This is a genomic window from Campylobacter sp. W0014 (assembly GCF_020135975.1).
Lineage (GTDB): Bacteria > Campylobacterota > Campylobacteria > Campylobacterales > Campylobacteraceae > Campylobacter_D.
This window is the reverse complement of record NZ_JACHTR010000037.1, coordinates 1-7024: the sequence shown is the minus strand read 5'-3', so window position 1 is coordinate 7024 and position 7024 is coordinate 1. Positions and strand designations below refer to the sequence as shown.

At 28.1% G+C, this 7024-nt stretch carries 7 protein-coding genes; all 7 read left to right on the top strand.

What is annotated here, in order from left to right; translation table 11 throughout:
- Positions 1-89 precede the first annotated feature (89 nt).
- Entirely contained in the window at positions 90-1145 is a 1056-nt protein-coding gene (locus H2277_RS08450; protein WP_337201886.1) for a GDP-L-fucose synthase, read from the top strand.
- Between the two features lie 36 nt (positions 1146-1181).
- Positions 1182-2213: a GDP-mannose 4,6-dehydratase gene (locus H2277_RS08445; RefSeq protein WP_337201885.1), complete on the top strand. Its 1032-nt coding sequence runs from the start codon at positions 1182-1184 to the stop codon at positions 2211-2213.
- 7 nt (positions 2214-2220) lie between these two features.
- Complete coding sequence (locus tag H2277_RS08440) at positions 2221-3240, top strand: dehydrogenase (protein ID WP_337201884.1); 1020 nt, start codon at positions 2221-2223, stop codon at positions 3238-3240.
- Positions 3228-3827, top strand: coding sequence for a D-sedoheptulose 7-phosphate isomerase (locus H2277_RS08435; RefSeq protein ID WP_337201883.1), 600 nt, complete (start codon positions 3228-3230; stop codon positions 3825-3827). Before H2277_RS08440 ends, H2277_RS08435 begins: the two co-directional genes overlap by 13 nt.
- The gene (locus H2277_RS08430; protein WP_337201882.1) at positions 3824-4492 is read left to right on the top strand and encodes a nucleotidyltransferase family protein; all 669 of its coding nucleotides are present in this window, start codon (positions 3824-3826) and stop codon (positions 4490-4492) included. The genes H2277_RS08435 and H2277_RS08430 overlap by 4 nt, the downstream gene beginning before the upstream one ends.
- 564 nt (positions 4493-5056) lie before the next feature.
- Complete coding sequence (locus tag H2277_RS08425) at positions 5057-5905, top strand: hypothetical protein (protein WP_337201881.1); 849 nt, start codon at positions 5057-5059, stop codon at positions 5903-5905.
- Positions 5906-5956: 51 nt separating this feature from the next.
- Positions 5957-7024, top strand: a 1068-nt coding sequence (locus H2277_RS08420) for a hypothetical protein (RefSeq protein ID WP_337201880.1), incomplete at its 3' end; no start/stop codon positions are given.

Here is a 7024-nt window from a genome sequence, read left to right as displayed (position 1 = left end):
AATGTTTATTGCAACGGCGGGGGGGGGGATAGTAAAAAAATAATTTATAGCTATTCCTTCTATAGCGATGTGTATAGTAAGGAGGTAGCATGAATAAAAATTCTAAAATTTATATAGCAGGCCATAGAGGGACAGCTGGAAGTGCGATTTTAGAAAAATTAAAAATTTCAGGTTATGAAAATTTGATTTACAAAACTCATCAAGAGCTTGATTTAACAAATCAAAAGCAAGTTTTTGATTTTTTTGAAAAAGAAAAACCAGAATACGTTTTTTTAACTGCCGCAAAATTATCACCTTTAGGGATGAATTTAAAAGCTGAAGTTTTGCATGATAACCTTGCTATACAAAATAATATTATTCATAATTCTTATCTTTTTAAAGTTAAAAAATTGATCAATTTTGCAAGTTCTTGGATGTATCCGCTAGAAGCTATAAATCCGATCAAAGAAGAAAGCATTTTAAAATCAGATTTAGAATACAATGCAGAGTCTTATGCTATAGCTAAAATAGCTGGTATAAAGATGTGCGAAGCTTATAATCTACAATATAAAACTAATTTTATTTCTATAGCTTTGACTAATTTATACGGAAAAACAAATGAATCTGATTTAAATAAAGCTAGAGTTTTGCCAGCCATGCTTAGAAAAATGCATTTAGCAAAAATGCTCAATGAAAAATCTTATGATCAAATTAAAAAAGATTTAAATATTGATGATTTAGAAAAAGCAATAGCTTATCTAAATAATAATGGTATATTTGAAAACCATATAGAACTTTGGGGAGCAGGTAAAACTAGAAGAGAATTTTTGCATAGTGAAGATTTGGCAGATGCTTGTATTTTCATTATGCAAAATATTAATTTTGATGATTTATTCGATAAAAATGAAAAAAATATAAAAAATACTCATTTAAACATAGGAACGGGAAGTGATCTAAGCATAAAGGATTTATCTTATATAATTAAAAAAATAGTTAATTATCATGGAGAAATAAAATTTGATACTACTAAACCAGATAGTCCTATGAATAGATTACTGGATTGTTCCAAAATCCATTCTTTAGGTTGGAAACATAAAATCGAACTAGAAGATGGTATTAAAATGATGTATGATTGGTATTTAAAACAAAGCAATGCAAGACGTTAATCTAAATTTGATATAATCCTGAAAAAAGGGATATCTATGAAAAAAACAGCTTTGATTACAGGCTTTACCGGCCAAGTCGGCTCTCAATTGGCCGATTTTTTGCTTGCAAATACAGATTGGGAAGTTATTGGTATGATGCGTTGGCTTGAGCCAATGGATAATATCTATCATCTAAGCGATAGGATCAATAAAAAAGATAGGATAGGTATTTTTTATGCAGATTTAAATGATTATACAAGTTTGCAAAAACTTTTTGAAAGCAAAAGACCTGATTTTATCTTTCATTTAGCAGCACAATCCTACCCAAAAACTTCTTTTGATTCTCCTATAGAGACTTTACAAACCAATATCATTGGTACAGCAAATATCTTAGAAAATATTAGAATTTTGCATCAAAAAGATGGTTATGATCCAGTTATTCATGTTTGTTCTTCAAGCGAAGTTTATGGGCGTGCTAAAGTAGGTGTTAAGCTCAATGAAGAAACCTCATTTCACGGAGCAAGTCCTTATAGTATCAGTAAAATTGGCACCGATTACTTAGGAAGATTTTACGGAGAGGCCTATAAACTTAAGACTTTTGTTACAAGAATGGGAACGCATAGTGGTCCAAGAAGAACAGATGTATTTTTTGAAAGCACAGTAGCAAAACAAATCGCTTTGATAGAAGCAGGACTTCAAGAACCAGTTATCAAAGTAGGGAATTTATCGAGTGTGAGGACTTTTCAAGATTGTCGTGATGCTATAAGGGCGTATTATTTACTAGCCCTTGAGAGTGAAAAAGGAAAAGTTCCATGCGGAGAAGCGTTTAATATTGCGGGTGAAGAAGCCTTTAAATTGCCCGAAGTTATTGATATACTTCTTGGTTTTTCTACTAGAAAAGATATCAAAATTGAACAAGATGAAGAAAGGCTTCGCCCTATTGATGCGGATTATCAAATGTTTGACAATACAAAGATTAAAAGTTATATCGATTGGAAGCCAGAAATTCCAGCTAGAAAAATGTTTGAAGATTTGCTAAATCACTGGCGTAGCGAGATTGCCAGAGGCAGAATTCCTCTTAATCGTTAGGCAAGGTATGAGGATTATACGTTCACAAACTCCCCTTCGTTTAGGACTTGCAGGAGGGGGAACTGATATTAATTTATATTGTGATAAATACACAGGTTATGTGTTAAATGCAACAATTTCTCTTTATATTCATTGTACTTTGATAGAAAGAAAAGATCATAAAATCATTTTTGATTCGCCAGATACTAATTCATACGCTGAGTATCAAAGTGAGCTAGAGCTTAAAAATGATGGAAATTTAGATATTTTTAAAGCAGTTTATAATCGCATCGTTAAAGATTTTATCAAAAAACCTTTGAGTTTTTCTTTGCATACTTATTCTGATGTACCTAGCGGAAGTGGTTTAGGCGGAAGCTCTACCTTAGTCGTTGGGATTATTAAGGCTTTTGTAGAGTGGCTAAATTTGCCTTTAGGGGAATATGAGGTTGCAAAATTAGCCTTTGAAATTGAACGTGAAGATATGAAGATCGTTGGAGGCGCACAAGATCAATACGCTGCTACTTTTGGTGGCTTTAATTTTATGGAATTTTATAAAAATAAAAGAGTTATTGTCAATCCTTTGCGTATAAAAAATTGGATAGCAAGTGAACTTGAAGCAAGAACGGTTTTATATTTTACCAATATCACGCGCGAGGCAAAAGATATAGAAGAGCATAAAAAAGGGAAATTGGGTGATAAAAATTCTTTAAATGCTATGCATGCGATTAAGCAGGATGCTTTAGATATGAAAGAAGCTTTATTTAGAGCTGATTTTGAAAAAATAGCACAAATTTTAGGTAAATCTTGGAATTCAAAAAAAATCATCTCTGAAATAGTCAGCAACGATGAGCTTGAAAGAATTTATAAACTCGCTATAGAAAATGGAGCCTATAGTGGAAAAACGAGCGGAGCTGGTGCTGGGGGATTTATGTTTTTCTTTGTAGATCCTATCAAAAAATATAAACTCATAGAAGCCTTAAATAAAGAACAAGGCTATGTGCAAGATTTTTCATTTACAAAAGAAGGTGCAAAATCATGGAAAATATAAACTCATATATCAAAGGACATTTTAAAGATTCTATTTTAACTAAAGAGCAAATTTTAAAAGATGAAAATTTACTTGAACTTATTAAAAATGTTTCCTTAGAGGTAATAAAAGCTTATAAAAATGGTAATAAAACCCTTATAGCAGGAAATGGCGGTAGCGCAGCTGATGCACAACATATCGCAGGGGAATTTGTAAGCAGATTTTATTTTGATAGACCTGGGATTGCAAGTATAGCGCTGACAACAGATACGAGCATTTTAACAGCCATAGGAAATGACTATGGTTATGAAAATATTTTTTCAAGGCAAGTTGAAGCGCAGGGTGTAAAAGGGGATGTTTTTATAGGAATTTCAACGAGCGGTAATAGTAAAAATATCTTAAAAGCCTTAGAAAGTTGCAAGAAAAAAGAAATTTTAAGCATAGGATTAACTGGAGAAAGCGGCGGAGCTATGGATAAAATGTGTGATTATTGCATCAAAGTTCCTTCTTCTTGCACCCCAAGAATTCAAGAATCTCATATAATCATAGGCCATATTATATGTGCTATCGTTGAAGAGGAGCTTTTTGGAAAAGGTTTTGGTATTTGAAAGCTATTATTTTATGTGGCGGGCTTGGCACACGCTTAAAAAGCGTGATAAAAGATATCCCAAAACCTATGGCGCCGATAAATAATAAGCCTTTTTTGGAATTTATTTTTACCTATCTTAAAAAGCAAAAAATCGATGAAATCATTTTGGCAGTTTCTTACAAATATGAAATCATACAAGAGTATTTTAAAGATGAGTTTTTAGATATAAAAGTGAGATATAATATAGAAAAAGAGCCCTTAGGAACCGGTGGGGCGATCAAACAAGCTTTGGAGTTAGTTAAGGAGGACTGTTTGGTTTTAAATGGGGATACCTTTTTTGATATCGATTTAACTAAAATGAAGCTAGATGAAAGTAAAATTTGTCTTGCTTTAAAAAAAATGAATGATTTTGATCGTTATGGATCGGTTGAACTTGATAATTTAGGAAATATTACCTATTTTAAAGAAAAACAGTATCTAAAGCAAGGTTTTATAAATGGTGGAATTTATCTTATCTCAAAAGATATTTTTCAAAATTTTCATTTGGAAAATAAATTTTCTTTTGAAGAATTTTTGCAAGAAAATTATAAAAATTTAAAAGCAAGAGCTGAAATTTTTGAAGATTATTTTATAGATATAGGTATACCTGAGGATTATAAAAGTTTTGGTAATTTTTTTGGCTAATATTTTAATGAATTTGCAATTGTGCATTATTTGTGACAAAAAATAATTTTTAAAAATAATCAATTATGCCCTTAGTTTTATGAAATTAAAAATTACTAGTATATTATAATTATTATAGAATTTATTTTTGTTTTTTAATATCAGGTTTGATAACTTTTTAATTATTATAAATTACCTAATTTTGAAATTTATTTTAAAAGGTTATTGTGAGAGAATTTGAATAAATTTTAATCAGATAATTTATGGATTAATAAGAATGAGATTTCTTTTTATTATCTAAAATAAATTCAGATTTGTTTTGTCTTTACTTTAAAGATTATAAACAATTAAATAGGTTTTTAAAGATTAAGAATTATTTTTCATGTAAATTAGATGAAATTTAACTAAAAAGTTGGTATAAAAGATAGGTATATTATTTTTTTGATTTATCTTGTCCAAATAAAATATTATAAAAAATAAAAAATAATTAAGAAATTTAAATAAACTGTGTTATACTTTCAGATATTTAATAGTATGTTGCTTGAGTTTTGATAATAATTGTAATTTTGGAATAGTGTTAAGATAATGAAACAAATTTATATTGATGGGCATTCTGGTTGTAATTTGGAAATCTATAATAACACGATATTAAAAACAACCGTGAGTGATTCTTATAAACACAGATTACGTAAACAGTGTCAGAAACAAAAATTTTTTTTAAAACAAAAAATGAGTAATATTGTTATTCCAGAAATTATTAGTGAAAACTGGGATAATTCTGTGCAAAAATTTGGATTTTCGATGCAATATTTTTATGCAAATGATTTTATAAATTTTTTTGAGAGTAATTCGATTTGCTATTTAAAAGATAAAATAAGATTGATTATTTCTTTTATAGAATATAATATTGCTACCTCAAAATTAACAAAAATCAATAAGCAAGTTTTTCTTAAAAAATATTGCGATGTAAAAAATACAATTTTAAATCATCGTTTTTATAGTGATAATACATTTAAATATATTTTTGATTCTTTTGAAGAAGAATTATATCAACTGCAAAATGTTTTGGAAATTCCAATAGGACAGTGCCACGGAGACTTGACTTTTTCAAATATTCTTTTTTTGAAGAATGATATTGTTTTAATTGATTTTTTAGATAATTTTTTAGAAACTCCTTTGCAAGATATTGTTAAAATTCGCCAAGATACAAAACATAAATGGAGTTTATTACTAATCAAAAAAGAATATGATGAAATAAAAATTAATCTAATTTTAGATTTTTTCGATAGTATAATTGATAATTATTTTAATAAATATAAATTTTATAGAACATATTATAGTATCTTTGCAAAGATAAATTTGATGAGAATTATTCCTTATGTAAAACAGGAAAAAATTTTTAATTATTTGATTCAAGAATTTAAGTCATTATAGTATAATATTTTGCTATTGAGTTATTAAAATATTATTTTTTGGAGTTTATTTATGAATTTAATATTGCCGGTTGCTGGAAAGTCTTCAAGGTTTCCAAATATGAAACCAAAATGGTTGTTGACGCATCCAAATGGAAATTTAATGATAATTGAGGCTATAAAAGGTTTACCATTAAGTCAGTTTAAGACTATATATGTAATTTGTCTTAAAGAGCATAGTGATAAATATAATCTTAAGAATATTTTAATACAACAATTTGATGTTTTAAAATGTAAAGATAAATTAAAATTAATTATGCTTGATCAAGAAACCAAATCTCAACCGGAAACTGTTTATAAGGGAATTAAAAAGGCAAATATAACAGGACAAATTTACATTAAAGATAGTGATAATTTTTTTATTGAAGAAAATTTTACTGGAAATTTTATTTCAACTTTTGACTTAAATGAGATGGATTTAATCAATGCTAAAAATAAAAGTTATGTTTGCCTTGATGAGCAAAATATAGTGGTTAACATTATAGAAAAAAAAATCATTAGTTCTATGTTTAATGTTGGTGGATACGGATTTGAGGAAGCTGAAGTTTTTTGTAATTTTTTTGAAAAGTTGAAAGATTTTAATAATTTATATATCTCCCATATAATTTATAGTATGATGTTAGAGGGTATTGTTTTTAGAGCTTCTAAAGTTAAAGATTATATAGACTGGGGAACAATTGAAGAATGGAATAGATTTAAGGATAATTTTGCTACTTTATTTGTTGATATAGATGGAACTTTGGTGCATAGTTCTAGTGAATTTTTTTCTCCAATGTGGGGTGAAACTTTAAAAATTAAAGAAAATGTCGATATTTTAAACCGTTTATATGATACAGGAAGGATAAATATAGTTTTAACTACCTCTAGAAGCTTATCTTACGAAAGGGTTACAAAAGATCAGCTCAAGAGAGAAGGGATTAAATATCATCAAATTATTTTTGGTCTATATCATGCAAAAAGAATAATTATTAATGATTATGCTTCAACAAATCCTTACAAAAGTTGCGATTGTGTCAACTTAAAGAGAGATAGTAATGAGTTAAAAGATATGCTAAATGACATTTTTAAAACAATGAAACTT

What these genes read in the sequence shown, in the direction of transcription:
- H2277_RS08450 (WP_337201886.1), top strand. Translation starts at nt 90, where the DNA reads ATGAATAAAAATTCTAAAATTTATATAGCAGGCCATAGAGGGACAGCT.
- H2277_RS08445 (WP_337201885.1), top strand. Translation starts at nt 1,182, where the DNA reads ATGAAAAAAACAGCTTTGATTACAGGCTTTACCGGCCAAGTCGGCTCT.
- H2277_RS08440 (WP_337201884.1), top strand. Translation starts at nt 2,221, where the DNA reads ATGAGGATTATACGTTCACAAACTCCCCTTCGTTTAGGACTTGCAGGA.
- H2277_RS08435 (WP_337201883.1), top strand. Translation starts at nt 3,228, where the DNA reads ATGGAAAATATAAACTCATATATCAAAGGACATTTTAAAGATTCTATT.
- H2277_RS08425 (WP_337201881.1), top strand. Translation starts at nt 5,057, where the DNA reads ATGAAACAAATTTATATTGATGGGCATTCTGGTTGTAATTTGGAAATC.